At 42.6% G+C, this 18,792-nt stretch carries 17 protein-coding genes; 12 read left to right on the top strand and 5 right to left on the bottom strand.

What is annotated here, in order from left to right; all coding sequences use genetic code 11:
• Window positions 1-1,518 (top strand): hypothetical protein (locus tag Q8M98_11990; GenBank protein MDP3115472.1); only part of this gene is annotated, 1,518 nt, incomplete at its 5' end.
• Window positions 1,518-2,396 carry a phage minor head protein gene (locus Q8M98_11985; protein ID MDP3115471.1) on the top strand — a complete coding sequence of 293 codons (879 nt, stop codon included), beginning with the start codon at window positions 1,518-1,520 and terminating at the stop codon, window positions 2,394-2,396. The genes Q8M98_11990 and Q8M98_11985, both read left to right, overlap by 1 nt.
• Before the next feature lie 10 nt (window positions 2,397-2,406).
• Here Q8M98_11985 and Q8M98_11980 read toward each other — a convergent pair whose 3' ends face one another.
• The 5 genes from Q8M98_11980 to Q8M98_11960 all read right to left on the bottom strand — a co-directional run bounded on the left by Q8M98_11980 (window position 2,407) and on the right by Q8M98_11960 (window position 12,153).
• A complete protein-coding gene (locus Q8M98_11980) occupies window positions 2,407-5,085 on the bottom strand; it encodes a restriction endonuclease (GenBank protein ID MDP3115470.1) in 2,679 nt (892 codons plus the stop codon).
• 71 nt (window positions 5,086-5,156) lie between these two features.
• Window positions 5,157-6,299, bottom strand: a complete 1,143-nt coding sequence (locus Q8M98_11975; GenBank protein MDP3115469.1) for a hypothetical protein — start codon at window positions 6,297-6,299, stop codon at window positions 5,157-5,159.
• The gene (locus Q8M98_11970; GenBank protein ID MDP3115468.1) at window positions 6,283-6,822 is read right to left on the bottom strand and encodes a hypothetical protein; all 540 of its coding nucleotides are present in this window, start codon (window positions 6,820-6,822) and stop codon (window positions 6,283-6,285) included. Before Q8M98_11970 ends, Q8M98_11975 begins: the two co-directional genes overlap by 17 nt.
• Window positions 6,823-6,832: 10 nt before the next feature.
• Entirely contained in the window at window positions 6,833-9,634 is a 2,802-nt protein-coding gene (locus Q8M98_11965) for a DEAD/DEAH box helicase family protein (protein MDP3115467.1), read from the bottom strand.
• Entirely contained in the window at window positions 9,634-12,153 is a 2,520-nt protein-coding gene (locus Q8M98_11960) for a site-specific DNA-methyltransferase (protein MDP3115466.1), read from the bottom strand. The genes Q8M98_11965 and Q8M98_11960 overlap by 1 nt, the downstream gene beginning before the upstream one ends.
• A gap of 252 nt (window positions 12,154-12,405) precedes the next feature.
• Here Q8M98_11960 and Q8M98_11955 point away from each other — a divergent pair, with 252 nt between their 5' ends.
• The 10 genes from Q8M98_11955 to Q8M98_11910 form a co-directional block, all read left to right on the top strand.
• Complete coding sequence (locus Q8M98_11955; protein ID MDP3115465.1) at window positions 12,406-12,828, top strand: glycoside hydrolase family protein; 423 nt, start codon at window positions 12,406-12,408, stop codon at window positions 12,826-12,828.
• Entirely contained in the window at window positions 12,828-13,298 is a 471-nt protein-coding gene (locus tag Q8M98_11950; protein MDP3115464.1) for a hypothetical protein, read from the top strand. The genes Q8M98_11955 and Q8M98_11950 overlap by 1 nt, the downstream gene beginning before the upstream one ends.
• Window positions 13,298-13,789 carry a hypothetical protein gene (locus Q8M98_11945; protein ID MDP3115463.1) on the top strand — a complete coding sequence of 164 codons (492 nt, stop codon included), beginning with the start codon at window positions 13,298-13,300 and terminating at the stop codon, window positions 13,787-13,789. The genes Q8M98_11950 and Q8M98_11945 overlap by 1 nt, the downstream gene beginning before the upstream one ends.
• The gene (locus Q8M98_11940) at window positions 13,786-14,184 is read left to right on the top strand and encodes a hypothetical protein (GenBank protein ID MDP3115462.1); all 399 of its coding nucleotides are present in this window, start codon (window positions 13,786-13,788) and stop codon (window positions 14,182-14,184) included. The genes Q8M98_11945 and Q8M98_11940 overlap by 4 nt, the downstream gene beginning before the upstream one ends.
• Before the next feature lie 55 nt (window positions 14,185-14,239).
• Complete coding sequence (locus Q8M98_11935; protein ID MDP3115461.1) at window positions 14,240-15,418, top strand: phage portal protein; 1,179 nt, start codon at window positions 14,240-14,242, stop codon at window positions 15,416-15,418.
• A gap of 70 nt (window positions 15,419-15,488) precedes the next feature.
• Window positions 15,489-17,228, top strand: a complete 1,740-nt coding sequence (locus Q8M98_11930) for an XkdF-like putative serine protease domain-containing protein (protein ID MDP3115460.1) — start codon at window positions 15,489-15,491, stop codon at window positions 17,226-17,228.
• A gap of 19 nt (window positions 17,229-17,247) precedes the next feature.
• A complete protein-coding gene (locus Q8M98_11925) occupies window positions 17,248-17,637 on the top strand; it encodes a hypothetical protein (protein ID MDP3115459.1) in 390 nt (129 codons plus the stop codon).
• 15 nt (window positions 17,638-17,652) lie between these two features.
• The gene (locus Q8M98_11920; protein ID MDP3115458.1) at window positions 17,653-18,003 is read left to right on the top strand and encodes a hypothetical protein; all 351 of its coding nucleotides are present in this window, start codon (window positions 17,653-17,655) and stop codon (window positions 18,001-18,003) included.
• Window positions 18,003-18,536: a hypothetical protein gene (locus Q8M98_11915; protein MDP3115457.1), complete on the top strand. Its 534-nt coding sequence runs from the start codon at window positions 18,003-18,005 to the stop codon at window positions 18,534-18,536. The genes Q8M98_11920 and Q8M98_11915 overlap by 1 nt, the downstream gene beginning before the upstream one ends.
• Window positions 18,537-18,545: 9 nt before the next feature.
• Window positions 18,546-18,792 (top strand): hypothetical protein (locus Q8M98_11910; protein ID MDP3115456.1); only part of this gene is annotated, 247 nt, incomplete at its 3' end.

Here is an 18,792-nt window from a genome sequence, read left to right as displayed (position 1 = left end):
CTGGCGGAGATCGCATCCAAGACGATCTCCGTCTTGCCTTTTATAGACGATAATCCTGAGGCTAAGGCTGAACGGATAAAGAGGACATACACTGATGGTTGGGATGCCTTCTCGTTCTTCTGTCATACTTACTTTCCCCATATATTTCCACTACCTTTCTGCCCAGCCCATGTAACCATGTTCGATGAGACTGATAAGGGCTCAGGTATCATCGCCATCACCGGTTTTCGTGGACTGGGTAAAACGGTACTGATGGGAATTGTCTATCCGATCTGGAAGATTATCAAAGGCGAGAAGTATGTTATCCATACGGCTGCCGATGTCGATCTCTCACAGGAAAGGACTGCTTTCACATTGCATGAACTGACCAATAACCGCAGACTCTTAGGGGATTATCCTGAACTGCAGCCTGTTGACTCTTTTGACTTGGACTTCTATCTGAAAAACAAGACCCGCATCAGAGCCAGGAGTATTAAGCAATCCCATAGGGGAACTCTTAATCCCAAGACTGCCAAACGACCTGGACTGATCGTCTGTGACGATATAGACAAAGAAGAGAACATGGGTAACCAGTCCATCGGTAAGAGACGCATGGACAAGATTACTCAGGAGTTGGCAGGAGCCTTAGCACCGGAAGGAACAGGCAAGGTAATCTGGCTCGGTAACCTCGTGCAACCCAACTATGCCATCTGCCAATTCCAGCAACTCATAATAAACGATTTAAAGGCAGATAATCCAGACTTGGATGTAACGTCAAAACCAGTCTTAAAATGCCACCAGAGAGCTATTATGCGCTTTCCTTTGGAGAATCCGGACGGTAGCTCTGCTTGGGAAGAGCAATACCCTACAAGTACACTTCCCAACCTGAGAGCCAAGTTCGGCAGTACCGGTTACCAAAGAGAGATGCTTGGTCAGCCTGTGATCGAAGGCAATATCTTCAAGCACCAGTGGTTCACCAAGTATCGAAACCTGCCTGCTCCATCTCTAATGAAGCGGGTATGGATGTATGCAGACCCGGCATGGGGAGAGAAAGGCTGTTTCAAAGCTATCATCTCCATTGGCTATGATGGCAACAGGTTCTATGTAATCCATGTCTGGATACGTCAGACTGAGAATACCAAGTTCTTCAGATATTACCATGATACCTATCAGGAACTGGAATCAATCTACAAAGCCAAGTTCCGCTCTGCCATCGAGACCAGTTATGGTCAGGCTCGTATCCTTGCCGACTTTGACAGGTGGGCTAAGGATAACAACCTCAATCCCATCTCCCACAGAATCAAGCGCATCGATAACAAGGAAAACAAGAACCTTAGAATAGAGAGAACCGAGACCAGCATCGAGACTGCCAAGATACTCTTTCCGGACGGGCAGGATACACCCACCCTAATCAGTCAGTTCCTCACCTATCCCGATGGTTATATCGATGGCTGTGATGCCCTTGCCGGATGTCTGGAACGCTTCAATGAATATGATATTGGCAGAAACAGAGTCCGGATCCGGAGGTTTTCCTTCTGATGCAGTATTACGATCAGATCATGTTAGAGTATTACCGGGTCTTAAACAATGCATGGAAGACAGAAGTCAAAGATGCAGCTTACCTCGCTATCCAAATGCTGAGTGATATGCCGAGAAGTGAAAAGGTCAGTAAGACCCAAATAGACAAGCTGATGGATATCATCAATACTCAGCTCGGAGATGACTTTGCTTCACAGGTAAACGATCCTACCAAAGCTTACATCGACCGCTGTATCCGGCTCGGACTGAGAGATACCCAAGTAAGTGCTCCGGTCAAAACATCCATCGGACTCTGGGGAATCGAAGACCAGCATTTATCATCCACTATTCAAAAGCACCAACTCTTCTGGCTCGGTAATCATTTTGATGCTGATATCCGTCAAAACTTCGCTGATGTGCTATCCAAAGCCATAGAACAGGGATACACTAAAGAAATGCTGACTGAGACCTTAAAACAGCAGTTTAGTGATATTGGTGAGAAGTCCCAAGCCTACTGGCAGGGATTGGCTGAGCATACAGCTCTCCGGATACGAGAGTTTGGAAGATTGCAGGGATACAAGAAAGCGCAAGCGAAGTATTACAAGCTCGTGGTTATCCTCGATGACCGCACCAGCGACATCTGCCGGGCTTTGGCAGCCCAAGACAAAGTCTATCCCCTGAACGATGCCACTGAAGTTATGGATAATCTGATGGCTCTGGATACAAAGTCAGACAGCCTGGACGATGCCAGAGACTATATCAAAGCACTCGCACCATGGGTCAGTAATGATCAGATTGTCTATAACAACCAGGATGAGCCAGTAGGTGTCTCAGGATCGCATACTCCTTTTCCACCGTTTCATTGGAAGTGCAGGACAGCCACTGTTCTAATTCAGTAACCAAACAAATTCATAGTATGCCGTAGAAATTCACCCATCTTAATGCCGTGCAAACATTCCTTTTAATTGATGATTGAGACCAGTTTAAATCGTGTTTTCTCTTTAACAAACCATAAATCAACTGAGGATCAGCAGTGCCATTCAACACAATCTCGATAATTGAAACCACGAATGCGTTTTGCTTGATTTGAGATTCAATTGCCTTTTCTATTGACCCTAGCTCTTCGAGACTTGTAACAAAAGAGGTTCTGAAGTATATAGTATCTCTCTGAAAATCAATAATGCCCAGGGTATTTAAGTCATTCATTGTATTTCTATAACCTTCGATGTTCTTTCTGCAACTCCCACTTTGTTGAATCTCATTGCATAATCTTAGAGCCTTTTTGGGAGAACCTGATAAAACTCCAAGCCCCCTCTTGTTTGGAGTGTAAAACAATGAATAATCGATTCTATTAGTGTGGTTAACTAGAACAACGGTTCCATCAACAATAAACAATCCTGAGTATTCAAGATACTTAATAAACCTCTTTGTATAAGTTCTTGAGGTATCTTTGTTTACTGCGCCATATGCGTACGATTGCTCGATCAATTCCATTATTTTATTAGTTGAGATTTTGCTAGTCTCATTAAGCTGTTTTTGCATCTTGATAACTATATAGTGTTTTGATAATATTGCTTTTAGGTGATTTGATATTTCTTGATCAGACTGGAATGAGGATGTATTAGATAGCTTGAACCTCGATTTGTCTTTTACAATTATTTCGAGCGTTAACAGATCAGCCAACACGTTCATTACAGTTTTATTGCTATAATTTGTCAATTGACACAAAGAAGCGTTAGTCAGCTTCTTATCCGGCAGAAAATTCCTTATAGCTTTCAAGAGCATTGTTATTTCGCATTGTGGTATTGAAGAAAATGGAATCACAGGAGTTTTTCCTGTCAGTAGATATTCTTTAAAAACGTCCCAGTAAATAGTGCAGTTTGTACCTGTTTTTATGATAAGTCGTTGCAGTTGAAGTCGGGATATGTTATCTTCTCCATAGTTTTCTATGACATGGTCAAATCCTACTGGTGAGTTGTTAGCTATATATCGAAGACAGAGATTCTCACCTTTAGACAACTTTTCTAAATCTGCTTCAAACAAGAATTGAATATCCATGTTTGCAGTCATAAATTCTGACTGATTTCGACTTTGGAGATGTTTAAAAACATGAATGCAGAGTTTTCGAAGAAGCCAAGGAAGCCCTTGAGATTGCTCTTCGATACGGCGCTTTATGGGCGGATTCACTTTAAACTTCGTTTTCTCAAACTGCTTAATAAGAGATCGAACATCACTTGACTTGAAGTTCCCTATTTCGAACTTTTTTCTGTAATCCTCAGTACTTCTAAATAAATAGTAGGCTTCATTAGTCTCCTGAAAATAAATATGGCTTCTAAATGAGAATCCTATTATTATATTGCACTCTGTAGCAGTAACTTCTCGGAATAATCTCTGCAAATTAAGAAACACTGGATTTAACGAAAGCTTGGTTAAAATCTCTTCAAACTGGTCGAAAAACAATACGAAGACTTTTCCTTTTTGGTTTAACTCATCTAAGACAGATTGCATTCCAGCAGAAGTAAGAAAATCAGGAGAAGAAACAATGCTTTCGTAATTGATTGGGTCTTGTAAAAAATCTGTACGTGATGCCTCTTTTATGGCTTCTATTAATGCTGCTGTAACAAATTGACCAGTTGTAGCAGATCGACAATCTACGAGGTATGTATAACAATTACATCGCCATTTCTTGTTTTTGCTAAGCTCATCTGCTAACTTCAGAAGAAATGAAGATTTCCCATAACCAGAAGGACCTTCCAGACTAATCAATCTAGTTTGTGTTTTTTTATTTTGAACATCTGCAAAAAAGCTCTTGAACTGGTCTAATAGGTCAGATCTTCCAACAAAGTCAATGGGTTTTGATGGCCTGTAATCAAAAATGTCGTCAGCCGGTATGATTTGTACTACTGTATCCCTCACAGAACTTCCTACCAAATCTGAAACTTGGGATTGATGAATATCATGGCTATGCTCGATTATGGTATAACCACTATACTTTGCATTTGTCAGTATTAACGATTGAATAACATCCAGAGGTTGTGACTGACTATTTCTGATGACCTTAATAATGCTTTTCGATTGGTCATTAGTATCAATATAAAAGATAAAAGGTATACGATCTTCTCCAATGCCCATGATGTAATTGCAATTATTAGCATTATTTGTGTCTCGTAAAATATCTCTATATGTGTTTTGGAGCCCTTTAAGAATTTTTTCTCGGTTCCAAAACAGAACCTTTATAGAAGGGTTCTGCTCTCGCTCCATTTCATATTCGATTCCCTTTGCTTCTTTACCAAGTGAAGATGTATGGACAAAAAGACCTGTTTTGATTTTTTGCCGAACACATTTGCCTATAAATTTGTCGATATCTGCAGACTGTATAGCATCCGCATGGAACTTACATTCAACAAAAATATCCTCATGCGTAACCTCGCTCTTGGCAATTAAATCTATTTCCATGCCGGTTAATCTCACCTGCTGCGTAACAAGATATCCGTAACTTTCTAAAATGCATTTTGCGACATACTCGAGAAAATTACCTTTCAATTGTTTTTCTTTTTCTGGGATAAATAGTTCTAAATCAGTATACATAAGATCTCCATTACCCTATCATTGAACTGTGATAAATCCAGATATCTATTCCAATAACACTATTAACTACTCTACTCATTGACGTATTCCTGAATTTTCTCAAGATCAATAATGGTTTTGGAGTATTTTTTCCCTTTAAGTATAACAGTTTTATCCCATAATGGGCGAACAACATCGTCAATCTGTCCTTCTGGTACACGAACCCGGTAAAGAACATCATTGCAGTTAATCTGGATCTCTGGTTTGTCTTTACTTTTATCAGCTACTTCTAAGATACCACGAATAGTGACCTCTTCGCCGTTTTTTATTCCATCAAGTAGATTGTTAGAACCAGAAGTCGGTAGTTCTGTTGAAACCTCAAGTTTCTCTTTTACAGTTTTAACTACAACGCGTTTTTCACCTGAATCTGATGAATATGTAAAACCGACGGTCTTGATACTGTCACCATCTGGAAGCAGATTATCACAAATACCGACGAAATTATCATAATATTCTTTGGAGTCAATTTTGGTTCTCAGTTCTTCCACTTTATTATTTTCCAGTAGTTCAATACACTCAAGAACTTCCTTGATAATATCCTTTTTGGGGACAGCTTCAAAGAGGACAATCTGTTCTCCGGGAACAGCAATCTTGAATGTCACTGCAAAACTAGCGGCTCGTGGGACTGATATGTAAGGAGTGAAACCATCGATAATAGATTTGGGGATTCTTTTGGTAAATTCTCCATTTTGAGATTTTCTTTGAGCTGTTCGTTGTATAAGTTTCGAAATCGCTTCTGCACGCGGTAAATAATCTTCAAATCTTGCAAAACCATATCCGACATCATTCCCCGTTAGAGACATCTGAAATTCTTCGTCAGAAAGGCGAGATCCTTTAATATCCAAATGCCTACCTTGATTGATGTTCTCATATAAATCCCGAAGTTCATCAGCAACCCATTCAGGAGGGAAGCCTATAAGACCCATACAAGCTAGTTTCTCAGCTTCTCCAAACAATCCTAAATCGTAAGCTAAGCTTGCAGCGCTTCTAAAAAGAATCGATCTTGAAGGCTCAATGTAATCATTTAACAAACAATTAGCTGCTTCTTTCTCTTTTTCATAAGCTTGTAATTTTAGTTGCTTGGCAAGCTCGATATCCCCACTAAGAGTCGCAATATGTGATTTATCAATAATTTCCATCGCTTCATCATGTATTTTTTCAATTACCTGCAACATGAGACACCTCCGCCTTGGGTGTAGAGAAAGCTGTTACAATAACAAGAACCGGTAGATTCTTAAATTTTTGTGATGCTTGAGTGACTTTTTGGTTAACCCTCGATTTCAAATCTGATGGATTCTTTAAGTTTTGAATACCTGATACTTCCAACTTAGCCTGAGTACCCTGAAACAGTTTGCATTCTTTGTCGGCGAGCATGTAATCAAATCCAGTTCCTTTATATGATCTTTTAATAACTTGGTATTCTGTGAATTCATTTACAACGATGAATGCGATAGCTTCGGCTCCCCATTCAGTGGTCTCTTGTGAATCTGCGTAACTATTAAAATCACATTCAGCCAATTCAAACCAATTCAAGCCGATAGTATTCACTATGCTTCCAGTGACTTGTAGTTCAACTCCTGTTTGCTTACCAACATTTTGAAGACAAACTGCGGCGGCCTTACCCTTGCAAATAATAATTTCAGGGCTTAGATTGGGTACATGCCTGGGATCAGTTAACTGAATTTGTTTGATTTCCATATCATCTCTCTCAGACTCTAAGATATTGTGACTGCATAATTCCCCATTTTCCAAACCCACCATGCTGGTTAACAGCATCGATCCATTCTTGTAGGTAGCGTTTTTTTACTCTATCCTGTTCAGTCTCTTGACCTTTCGTTTCCAAAATACACATCTCACCAGATTTCTTTCTGATGATGAAGTCGGGGCGATACTTCTTGACAACACCTTTGTAAATATAGAGAATTTCAAAGTTCAAATGATCATTTTTGACCCAGGCATCAATCTCCGGATTATGATCGAGATGAAAAGCCTCTGAAGATTCCCATGTACTATCCAATACCACATAGTTAATATGCGATTTCGCTGTGTATTCGCATGGTTTGCTGGTGTACCAGACTGGCATATCAGATGTAGAAAGTACCGGATGATCTCTATCAAATATTGGCTCTAAACGTTCAGTATTGGAATACCTAATCGCATCACTGATATGCTGAATCACTTTGCTCATGTTAAGGGTAATTACCAGTCTTCTACGCAAATCATCCAGATTAAATATTGGAGGGTCAACTACAATGCAATCAGAAGCTATAAATTCTTCAACTAATCGAACAAGCTGCGCTAACAAATACTCTTTATTACCTTTCCAATTAGATCCCATCAAGTGATAATTATCCCTCGCTGCTTCAAATACAATTCGTTGCGTTCTAAACTCACTTGCAAGATGTTCCAAATCTATCTCAGTTATTTTTGTCACGTCCGGTTTTCCATCAACAATTGGTGCCAAAGCTGCTATCTGTCGAATCGCATAGGAATCTAACTCTAATTGATTAACTCGATCCCAATCGAGAGACAAACCTGGTTGATAGACTCTATCGATGCGGACTATATTCGGCCATGATAAGCAGAACTCGGATTTATCGTCTATTGGTATGATCATCGTCTTGGGTTTAGGTGGCGGTGGAGGTCCCCCTTCTCCTCCTTCGTGGGGTAAAAAAGTGAATGGCACGCCAAAGATGTTCACATATTCAGGTTCAAATAACCCGGTAACGGGGTCAACATCATAAGTAGTTCTACGTAAACCTCTACCAACTACCTGTTCACATAATAGCTGACTGGAAAAGGCTCGCAACCCCATGATATGTGTTACTGTTTTTGCATCCCATCCTTCTGAAAGCATGCCCACTGAGATAACGTTTTGGATGTATGTTCCAGGTAATGATTTGCCATTTTTATCTAACTGTCCAACCGTATCTACTTGTTTCCTAAGTAGTTCAGCTTGCACTTTTTTTGAGTATTTGGGAGTAGCTATAACATCATCAGCTTGTTCCTCATTATCAGCAAAATCCTCAGCACCAATTGTTATTACATCCTGGGATTCTGCCATAGCAAGCACTTTTGAGTCGATATGAAGTATTCTCTGAGTCTCACACAGCTCATTTATGTGTACTTTTCGATAATCAAACGCATGCTTAACTCTGGCTGCAGTCTCTGTGCGATTACAAACTGTTATCATTACGGGAGGAACTGTTTGTCCCGATTCTTTCCAAGCCCTTAGTGTCTCTCTCCAATCGTATCCAAGCAGATAATAAGCGTTAACCACGAGGTCTGGTAGCGGTTCTTCTGGCTTTGCAGAACGGTTTAGATCTGTCTTTACTTCTTCATCATTATAAATATGATACAATCTTGATTTGTATGTCTTGGCATCAGGATGAGCATCATCTCTAATTACTACCCGAGGAGTTTTTACTAACCCAGATTCAATAGCGTCATTAAGCCCAAAATCACTTACAATCCATCCAAATAATGATTCATCACTGTTCTTCTTTCCAGATGGAGTAAATGGGGTGGCACTAAAATCATAACAACACAAGATATTCCTGGTTCTATGGATTCGATCCAAACCACCTATCCAGACTGTTGCCTCTTCAGCGCTATCCTTCATGTCTCTTGATCTTAAATACTTCCCTTCGGCTGTTGTGTTCAACCTCCAAGCATGATGAGCTTCATCATTGATAACGAGTATGTTTCTCGCATTTGACATTTCGCCTAATGTCTCTCTAACATAGGCTTCGTCGCTTTTAGCACCACGTTTATCGACTGATCGCCTTTTCTGTATCTGCTCTTCAGAATCCCATGCTAATGCATGCCAATTTCTGATTTGAACTTTACCTTGTCTTAGCTTGTCATACAACGCAGCAGGGACTATCCGAAACTTTTCGTAGTAGTTATCTTCACTGCTTGTCTCTAATACTGATAACCTGTTTTTAACCGTTAATCCGGGTGCCATGACTAAGACATATTTGGAGAACCTTCTGTCTTGTGGACTTGTAATCTTGTTAAGTATCTGCCATGCAATTAGCATAGCCATTACCACAGTTTTACCTGACCCAGTAGCCATTTTTGAGCATATCCTCTGGAACAATCCTCCATCATCGGGTATTTCTAGTCCTGTTCTCTCAGATGATGGTGCCTCAGTTAACCAAATCAGAGTTTCTATTGCTTCCAACTGGCAGAAGAAAAAACGTCTTGATTCAAACTCTTCAGGGTCATACCAGTATGTGAGTAATCGTTTGGTGATCCCTGTAACTCCTTGATAGCCGTTTTCTCTCCAAGCTTTAATTCTTGGTCGGATTTGATTAACTAAAGGGATCTCCACAAATATTCCAGGATCATCGTAAGCCTTAGACCGTTCTGATGCAACCACATATCCTGCAGGTCGCCTTCCTTCTGCCAAATCAAACAATCTGGTAGGGGGGTCATACTTCCAGTAGTATTGTGGTTCCTCATAGGGATTATTTACAATTAGCCGATCTATTGTCGTCTGAGGCATTAGTCTAACCTCTTAACAACAAGGCTTTCGATACCCCTATCATCAACTATTTTTACAGCAATTTGTCTGTGGTTTCCAATACTAAATGGAAGTGATTCCGTACTACGATACTTTTCTATTAAGTCATCATCTATGCTTGCTTTTAAGTCTCGAGCCAGTTTTGACCATCCATCTTTATCACCTGCCATAGGGAGGAAAACTTGCTTTGGAAATATGGCTCTGCCATCATAATCTGTATCAAGCATCCATAGGGCAATTTGATTTTTTCCACCGGATTCAATCTGACCATTTCTGGTATTGTAATAGTCGAATCCCATGACCTTAACCTTGTATTTGTCATCCGCTACTTTCTCAACTATCACTTCAGGTTGTCCAATAAGCCAAAACGAGTCATTTGATGCTCTTTTCTTTTTTAAGTCTTCCGTAAGCAGATCAGCATTCATTTGCACTCTTAACATTTGTACACCGGGCCAATTCGTTTCATCAATGTCTTTTGCAGCTTCAGGGTCAAACTGAAATGCTGCGAATATCAATATCTTTGGTTTAGGTATCAAGCTTTGAGCTTCATCTAAAGCAAGCGACACCTGTCTTTGTTCCAGAGGCATAAACTCTGATGCAAAAGAAACTGCAACTCTAACTGGATCTGATTCTGTGGACTCTGGGTTTGTCTCTCCATCGGCATGTATCCACTGACAACCAGGAATAGGCTCGATTCTTGAAAACTTTATGTACTGGTTGTTTTTGCCCCTTACACCTGTTTTCAGCAGTTCATCTCTCCACTCGGCTTGACGTAATGTTTCTCCAGATCTTGATAGACTGTTATCTGCAACTGGTTCGCTACCTTGAATAATCTCATCTATACTTTTCGCTGCTGGGGCTGGAACAGCCTCTACGGTAAAAGGTCCTGTAACTCGTGCTTTAGAACTATCTTGTATAGGTTTATCATATAGTAGAATCTCTTCAGGAGGCTCATTTCGTGCAATTGTTTCTAATTTAATTCTACTCTTAGATTTGTAATTGAATCCACTACCAATACCTTCAGATGGATGCGCTAACTCGTAATAAGGGAAAGTAGATGACATTAATCTGATCTTTGTGAGAGTTATTGCAACCCTTGATGTATCACAAGTTATCCACCTACGCCCCCATTGTTCAGCCACGAGAGCCGATGTTCCGCTACCACAAGTAATGTCCAATACAACATCTCCGGGGTCTGACGAAAGAAGAATACATCGTTGTATGGGTAATTCATCTGTTTGTACTGCATAAATCGGGTTCTGCTCTGCAAGAGTATCATCCCAAAGATTGTTCAGCAACTGATAAGGAAAGTCTGAGAAATAAATTTTGTATGGCCGAGTTTGACTCCCCGCTACCAATCTATTTAACTCGACAAGTCTCTTCATTCCTTCTGGATTAGCTTTCCATTCATGTCCTATAGGAGGGTGCAAAATTTCCGTTCCAATTGTAACTGGTTCTGTATGTTGGGGGTTGGTACTTTTCTTTGATGCTGAATGAGTTCTAAACACCCTAGATAAATCCAATTCAGAGTTTAGGATGTCTTCATCAGATAATTTCCTGATACCTTGTATATCATCGTAAAATCTGAATTCCCCCTTCAGTTGCTGCATCTTATCAACTGGAATATAAAGGGGGTTTACTTTGATCTTATCAATGTCTTTTGCAAACCAAACAATGTAGTCAAAGAGCTCGAATAGGCCCTTCCCAAATCTTGATAAAAAAGAAGCTCTCTTCTTAAAAGGGATGATATTAACACAATTCTCATATCCAAATATCTCATCTAAAACGTTTTTTACTAAATGTAGATTATTGTCATTTATCTGAAGGAAAATACTTCCAGTGTCATCCAATAATTGCCAAGATAACAGCAGCCTATCTCGAATATATGTCAGATATGAATGAATACCCAGCTCCCAAGTGTCTCTAAAAGCCTTAATTGTTTCTGGTTCAATGGACATATCATCGTCTTTGTCATCTACTTTCTTTTTGTTAGTAAAGGGTTGAAAATTCGAACCATATTTGATACCGTATGGGGGATCAAAATATATTGTTTGAACCTTGCCTCCCATCCCCTCTTTTTCCAGTAATGAATTCATCACCAGAAGTGAGTCGCCAGCGATCAACCTGTTTGACCAATTGTGTTTATGCTTGTAAAATTGGATTGCTTCTCGAAGTGGTGGATTCTCTTCAGGTTTGCTAAACAACGAAATCTCAATCTGATCATCTTCTTCGTCAATCCTCTTTTTTCTGACTGCGTCTATAATCGTCAGTGGATCGATTCTTTCATGAACATGCAGGGATACCGTAGGGACTTCAAAACTTAGATGTTCTTGCTTTCCAGCCCATTGAAGCTGAGGGTCTATATGTGGATCATAACTATATGATTTTTTACTTCCATCAGGGTCTGTTTCTGGAGTTACCATCCCTACAGGAGGATTGTTTAAACGCTCCTCTTTCGTATGCAAGTATGTCTCGATCGGATTTTTAATTTCCTTTTTCATAGGCATCTCAAATTCCCTTATCTTATTGTTTACAATATTTTGCACGCTTATGGGGTTGAGCTTTCTTGCTCGACGACCACTCTTGTGAAAACTTCAGTAGTTATGCAATAATCAGAAGTTTTCCATTTTTTTCAAATAGCTACACAGGGTATATCTGTCAACTACAAATTCTGTGGCATCCTTATGCATCCTGTTTTGTCAGATTATTGTAGGATGGTTTCATAGCTCCAGACTAAGATTATTGGAGCAAACATGGAACAGATCCTTTTGCAGAAAGTCAAAGAACAGTTACTAAGACATGAGGGACTTAAGCTAAAACCTTATCGCTGCACTGCAGGCAAACTGACTATCGGAGTTGGTCGTAATCTCGATGCAAATGGCATCTCCCAGAAAGAAGCTATATACCTGTTAGAGAACGACATTTTGCACTGTGAAACTGAACTGCTTGAGCATATTCCTCTTGTATATTTAAGGTTGAATGATATCCGCAAATCTGTGCTTCTGAACATGTGCTTCAATCTCGGCATTACTGGTTTGATGGGTTTCAAGAATACCCTGGCTTTCATTGGTGCTGGAGATTTTGAGAGAGCTGCCAATAACATGTTAGTATCCAAGTGGGCAAAACAGGTCGGTCGCAGAGCCATTGAACTATCCGAACTGATGAGGAAAGGTTGATGCAGCAGATCCCGACTGCTATTCCCATAACCGCTTATGTTATGACCTCAGTGCTTAATCTACCGACTGAGATGCATGAAAAGCCCATATTCAGCGAGCACAGCCAATTGGTTATAGAGCTTATCCGCAGTGTGGTGCAAGAAGAGTATTATCTAAACGCAGTTTATCCCAGCGTGTATATGGGCGAAGCTTATTACACCTCTTTCCGTTTTGGGTATTGTTTCTATATGCTCTACTCCACTTGCGAGTTCCTCAATTTGAAGACGCTGGGCGAGGGCATAGTCAAATCAGTGGGATTAGACCAGTCAGCCACTGAACTGCTCACAGGGGCGGAAATTGACGCATTCAAATTCAACCTCGAGAAGCGTGCGCTTCAATCATTGTCACCTTACCTGAGCCAAGTCGGAAAAGACCGTCTGGAGCAGCTGTCACCTAAAGTCTCCAAGAAGTTCCGAGCAGGAGTCATCTGATGGCTGATAGAGTTTTTGAGTCAGCGGATGAACTGATGATCGAGATCTACCGGGCTATCTATACCGCCTTGGAGAGCAGACTGCATCTAATCGGTTCTGTTATCGATGCCGATTCCCGCAAGGAGATATTGGTAAAACAGATTTACGATAAGGGCGACTTCTATGGCAATACGGGTTATCTGGTCGAGACTCAACCTTCCAGCATGATCCTTCGAGTCGGGTCCAATGTCAAGCACGAGCCATTCGTTTTGGGCGGCAAGGTGCCTTCCTGGACTCCCATAGCCCCTTTAATCGCCTGGGTCGAACGCAAGCACCTGTCTTGGACTGACAAGGAGACAGGTAAGCAGCTGACCATCGCTGAGATCGCATATCTCATTCGGGGCAAAATCAAAAGGGAAGGCATCGCTGCCCGTAACGTTTTTTCAGAAGTAATCACTAAGCGTGAGCAATGGATATACCGGCAGTTCAACTCCATCGAGGTCAGGTTATGACTAATTTGGAAAGGTTTCTGTCTCAGCGGGATACAATAGTCGAATCTTTGCAATCCTGTGTTCAGAACATCATGTTTAACAAGGACAGTATTCCCAAGACCCTGCCTTGCGCTATTGTAATCCTGGATGCTGAAGATGGTATCAAACCCACTTCCAGACAGTTTACTTCCACCGATATTGCCTGGACTGTCTATCTGATCGTCAATGCCCAGAACGTGGATGATCCTGATCTGGCACTGTATAATTTCAAAGAGGAGTTCAGAGAGAACTATCTCAAGTTTTCCAATAGAGATATCCCACATATTGAGTATTACACCTCCAGGATAGACGGCACCCGTCTGGTTAGAATCGCAAAACTCGACCTGCTCAAGAGTGGCTCGGGAGCTGCATCATGAGCTTCATTAACCACGAAAAACACGAAATACACGAAAAGGGTCTGAAATGAGGGTGATGAGGCTCGGTAATCACAATGTCGGCATCAGCTCTGCCACTGACCTGTTAGAAAGCAAATACAAGCCTGAGACTGTAGACTTAGCGGTAATGAAGAGAATCGGCAAGCGACTGATATCCAAAGAAGCTGAAAGCAAGAAAGTCGTCTCCCAGCCCTATTTAATGAGTAAACTCTTAGCTCTCTTAGATACAGATGAGTACCATTCCGGCTGTGTGGATGCCATTATGATGGCAACCGTCATGCAGTTTGAATGCAAGAATAGTAATGTCACCAAGTGGATGGAGACAGCCGAGTTCCCTGCTTGTGAAGACCAGACTACTATCTTAGGCGAGTTGATCAAGTTCTATATCGCCTGTGGAAATGGCTTTCTGATCAAGATGCGTAATGCCCAAGGGCAGTGGATGGGTCTGGAACGCATGTTGCCTACAGAAGTGCAAATAGTGGAGAACTATGATGAGTTCGGGTTCTTTCGACCTAACTTTATCCAGACCAAGAACAACCAGAAGCAAGACTTTGCTTATGCTGATATCATCCATATCAAGAAAAGTACCCATAAGTCCAATGCCTGGGGTCTGTCCTGTCTGCCAATAGCTATTAACGTTGAGATTTTATCCGAGATCAAGACCTTCGATTATAACAACTTCCAGAACGGCCTGATGATCGACTATTTCGTTATTGTAGAGGGTGGAACTCTGCGTGATGGCACAGTTACAGATGAGCAGGGCAATGAAGTAATGACCGATGCCTATACCGAGATTGAGAAAGCCTTAATAGATGTCAAAGGCAATGCCAAGAGCCATAGCACTGTCCTGATTGAAAGTGAAAGTAAAGACGTCAAGATACGTCTTGAACCGCTACGTCAGCAGGACAGAGAAGGTGGCTTTCTATCCCTTAAGAAGGATTTGAGAGAAGGCATCTTCGCTTATCACCGGGTCCCGGCAAGGGTTGTGTCTCAGCTTATTCCAGGGCAGTTAGGTGGCGATAATAAAAGCGATATGCTGATGTTCTATCACTTCGTGATAAAACCCCTGCAGGAACGCTTAGCCTTAACCTTAGCCATCGAGTTCAATTACGAGTTCAACTGGAATGTAACTCCGGCTGACTTCAACTTCGGTAACCTCACAGAAGCTCTGCAGTCTGCCGATGAGCAGTTATTCAAGCAAAGCCGTAATTTTTAGGAAACGGTGATCAACTAAAATGAAACAACAATTTAACAAACAACACTATCACAACACCATAGGAGGTACTGTGAATCTATTCGGAAACAAAAGCAGGATCGTTCAGAAGGGCGAACTGCGTAATGTGGAAGTCGAACTGGTCTCCCTGCTTTTTGATGAGAGGAACCCGGCTAACCAGAAGGGCTTCGTAGTCAAGAATGCTAACGGCAGAAGCTTTGAGCACAAGATCAACTCTACTAAGTTCAAAAGTGAAACGAGCGGCACTCAGGGAAGGCTTTATGTCACTCTGATGGAACCCAACATCCACGACTCCCAAGGCGACTATTACACCAAAGAGGAGATACAGAAAGCCTGTGATCACTTTGCCAAGCACGGTCTGGTCGGCAAATGCGATGTGAACCACAACATGCAGCCGGTCCCGGAGTTTGCCGTAGTAGAGAACTATATCCTCAAGACTGCTGACAAAGAGCATTTCCCCGATGCTAAAGTGGGTGCCTGGGTACAAGTCCTCAAATGCGAAAACCTCAACTCGGAACTCTGGCAGAAAGTAGAAAAAGGCGAGTTCAATGGTGTCTCCATCTATGGCAGAGCCGATGATTACAGCGGTACCGAAGCCAGCCTGACCGAGATCAAAAACGAACTCAATTCCCTTCGCAAGGTAGCGGAACTGAACAACAACAGCGAGATGCAGAAGGGCATAGCTGCCATTACCGACCGTATCACTGAACTCGAAAAGAGCAGCGGTACTGTGATCGTCTCGGAAGCCATCAAGAGTATTGAGAAGAGCTTGAAAGACCTGTCCGTCACTATGAGCAGAGCTATCTCCAAAAGCATACCCGGAGAGCCTGATGAAAACCAGCAAAACATGGACAAGGAAGTCATGATCGATGGCAATAAAGTCATCGTCAAGGCAAGCCACCGGGAGATCTACAAAGGCATCGCCGATGTCGATTCCGGCAAGGCGATGAACATCCTGACGGCTAACACTACTTCGCTGTTTATCGATGAAGTGGTGGGAAGCCAACCGGGTGATACCCTTTCCGATATCTCGGTCATTCCACTGCTGAAAGATGAGAAGATAGACGTCGGGTTGATTGACGATCTGGTCTTCAAGAACAGCCTTGATGGCGCTTTAACGGCTCAGGGAGTATCCACTGCCGATCTGTCTGTGCCTACAGGTATCCTGAATGCTGAGTTCACTCTCGGACGAGATGTGGTTGAGTTCTACAAGGACAAGTATGGCGAGCAAGCTTTCGGTGCGTATGTGGAACAGCATATTGCTAAGAAGACCGAGAAAGCCATGCGCCTGCTGCTGTTCAAAGGTGATCGAGCCAGTGGGACAGATAAGCTCAAAGCCTTGAATGGCATTATCAAACTCGCTACCACCGGCACCGATGTCACTGAACTCGATTCTTCCGCTTACGTGACCTTTGCTGAACGCTTTGAAGCTTCACTGCTTGCCTTCGGTGATGAGATGTTAGAGGAGCAAGAGAGCTTCAAGTTCTATGTCTCCCAGAAAGACCTGATCCGAATCCGAAGCGAACTATCCAAACGTCAAACCGGAGTGGGTGACCGTCTCTTATTGGAAGGTGGCAACGTCTCCTTTGCCGGCATCCCCGTCAAAGCCAGACTGATGCCTGATAACTACATCGTAGCCGGACTGACCAAGTTCATCATCATCGGCTACAGAACCGATGCCGAACTCAAAGTGGAGCACCATGGCGCCGACTGGAAGTACCACTGGTACATCCGCATCCGCCCCGGCATCACCTACATCCCCAACTTCATCAAAGTCTTCAAAGTCATCTAAGCCTGAAAGGAGGTAATTCATGAAGACAAAGACTATCTTAACCATCATACTGATCACTGTGCTGCTGAGCATTATCGGCAGTCTGTCCGCTCAGATCACCCTGCCGGTGGATAATCGCAAAATACCTATCCAATTGAGCAAAAGCTTCAGTTGCCTGGCTTACAGTCCGGGTGCCGATACGCTCTGGAGAGCCATCACCGTGCCTGCCGGGACAGTAGAGGTGCTCCTTACTCCTGCAACAGGCGGGATTGGACTCCGAGCCGATAACAGCAATGCCAACAACCAGTTTGCCACCATCCCGGTCGGTGTGCCCACCCGCATTCCCGTAATCAATCAAAGAATAATCTATATCCGCAGAGCCGTAGCGGGAACTGCCAGCGTAGCGCATCTCATCTTTTACAAAATGTAACCATAAGGAGAATCTATGGACTTTATCATCAACAACCAAGCCTTTATCTTAGGACTGCTCACCACCCTCTTAGTCTGGATCATCTTTCGGGTATCAGGCAGGACCTTGGACAAGACCAAGATCAATGCTGCATTAGCCATCATCCTTGATATTATCCAGGATATCAAGATCAATCCTGCCACCAAGAACTTAGATGACTATGCCAAGAAGCAATTGGCAGTGGAACGTGCTACCAAGACCCTCCCGGTATCGCAGACCAACATTGTGATGAAGGTCTTCGGCACAATCGGCGGAGCTATCGAGTATGTGTTCCATAACCGTAAATGGCTGTTCTCCTTGGGCAGAGCGATTAAAGGAGTGTTCTGATGCCACCCTTAACCGTACCAACCTATCCGAGCGGGATGACCGCCGGCGACCTGCTATATTCTGCGCTTATAGATACCTATATCGCCGATGACATCTTCTACGGAATCGGAAGCTACACCGCTGCGGAAGTCGGCACTAAGTTCGCCACGAAAACAAGTATGGCAACCGAACTGAACACCTTTCTCAAGCAGCTTGGCGAGCTTGCAGAGAAACCCGGTAAAACGGACAGCAAGATTACCAAGCTCAAGACCCGCAACTTCCTGCTTCCCGGCAAGCGAACCAATACTGTGGAATTTGTCATCTCCGGCATCTCTGCCAAGCAAAAGGACTATTTCGAGGGCACGCTGTTCAGCGGCACCGAAATCACCATTGTAGCAGTGAACAAAGACCGTGACCGAGCCACTATCTTTAATGGCATGCGCTGGGTGATCGAATGGAGCGGAGAAGCAGACGGGCTGTGGTCAGTCGTGATCTCCACCGAGTACTCCGGCAGCAGCTCCGGCAGAGTATATCTCATCAAAGGGCTTGTCTAAGTATCTGATATGCCGCGCAAGAAAGCAGCTACTAAGACACCTGAAACAGCGGAACTGCCTGTCTGCCAATGCAAACCTGAAATAAAGGATAAACTCAATAGTGTACATGAGGAACTCTATGGCAACGGCAACAGCAATAACTCACATGTAACCAGAAGGGCAAGGGTGGAGACGAACATGAAAATCCTCTTGGGCGTCTCCACCACCCAATTCTTTATGCTCGTGGGAGTGGCTATCAAGATGTTCTTCAGTCCCA

It is taken from the genome of Candidatus Cloacimonadaceae bacterium (assembly GCA_030693415.1).
In the GTDB taxonomy this organism is placed as follows: domain Bacteria; phylum Cloacimonadota; class Cloacimonadia; order Cloacimonadales; family Cloacimonadaceae; genus JAUYAR01.
Note: the sequence above shows the minus strand (reverse complement) of the source record. Positions and strands in the feature narration are given on the sequence as shown.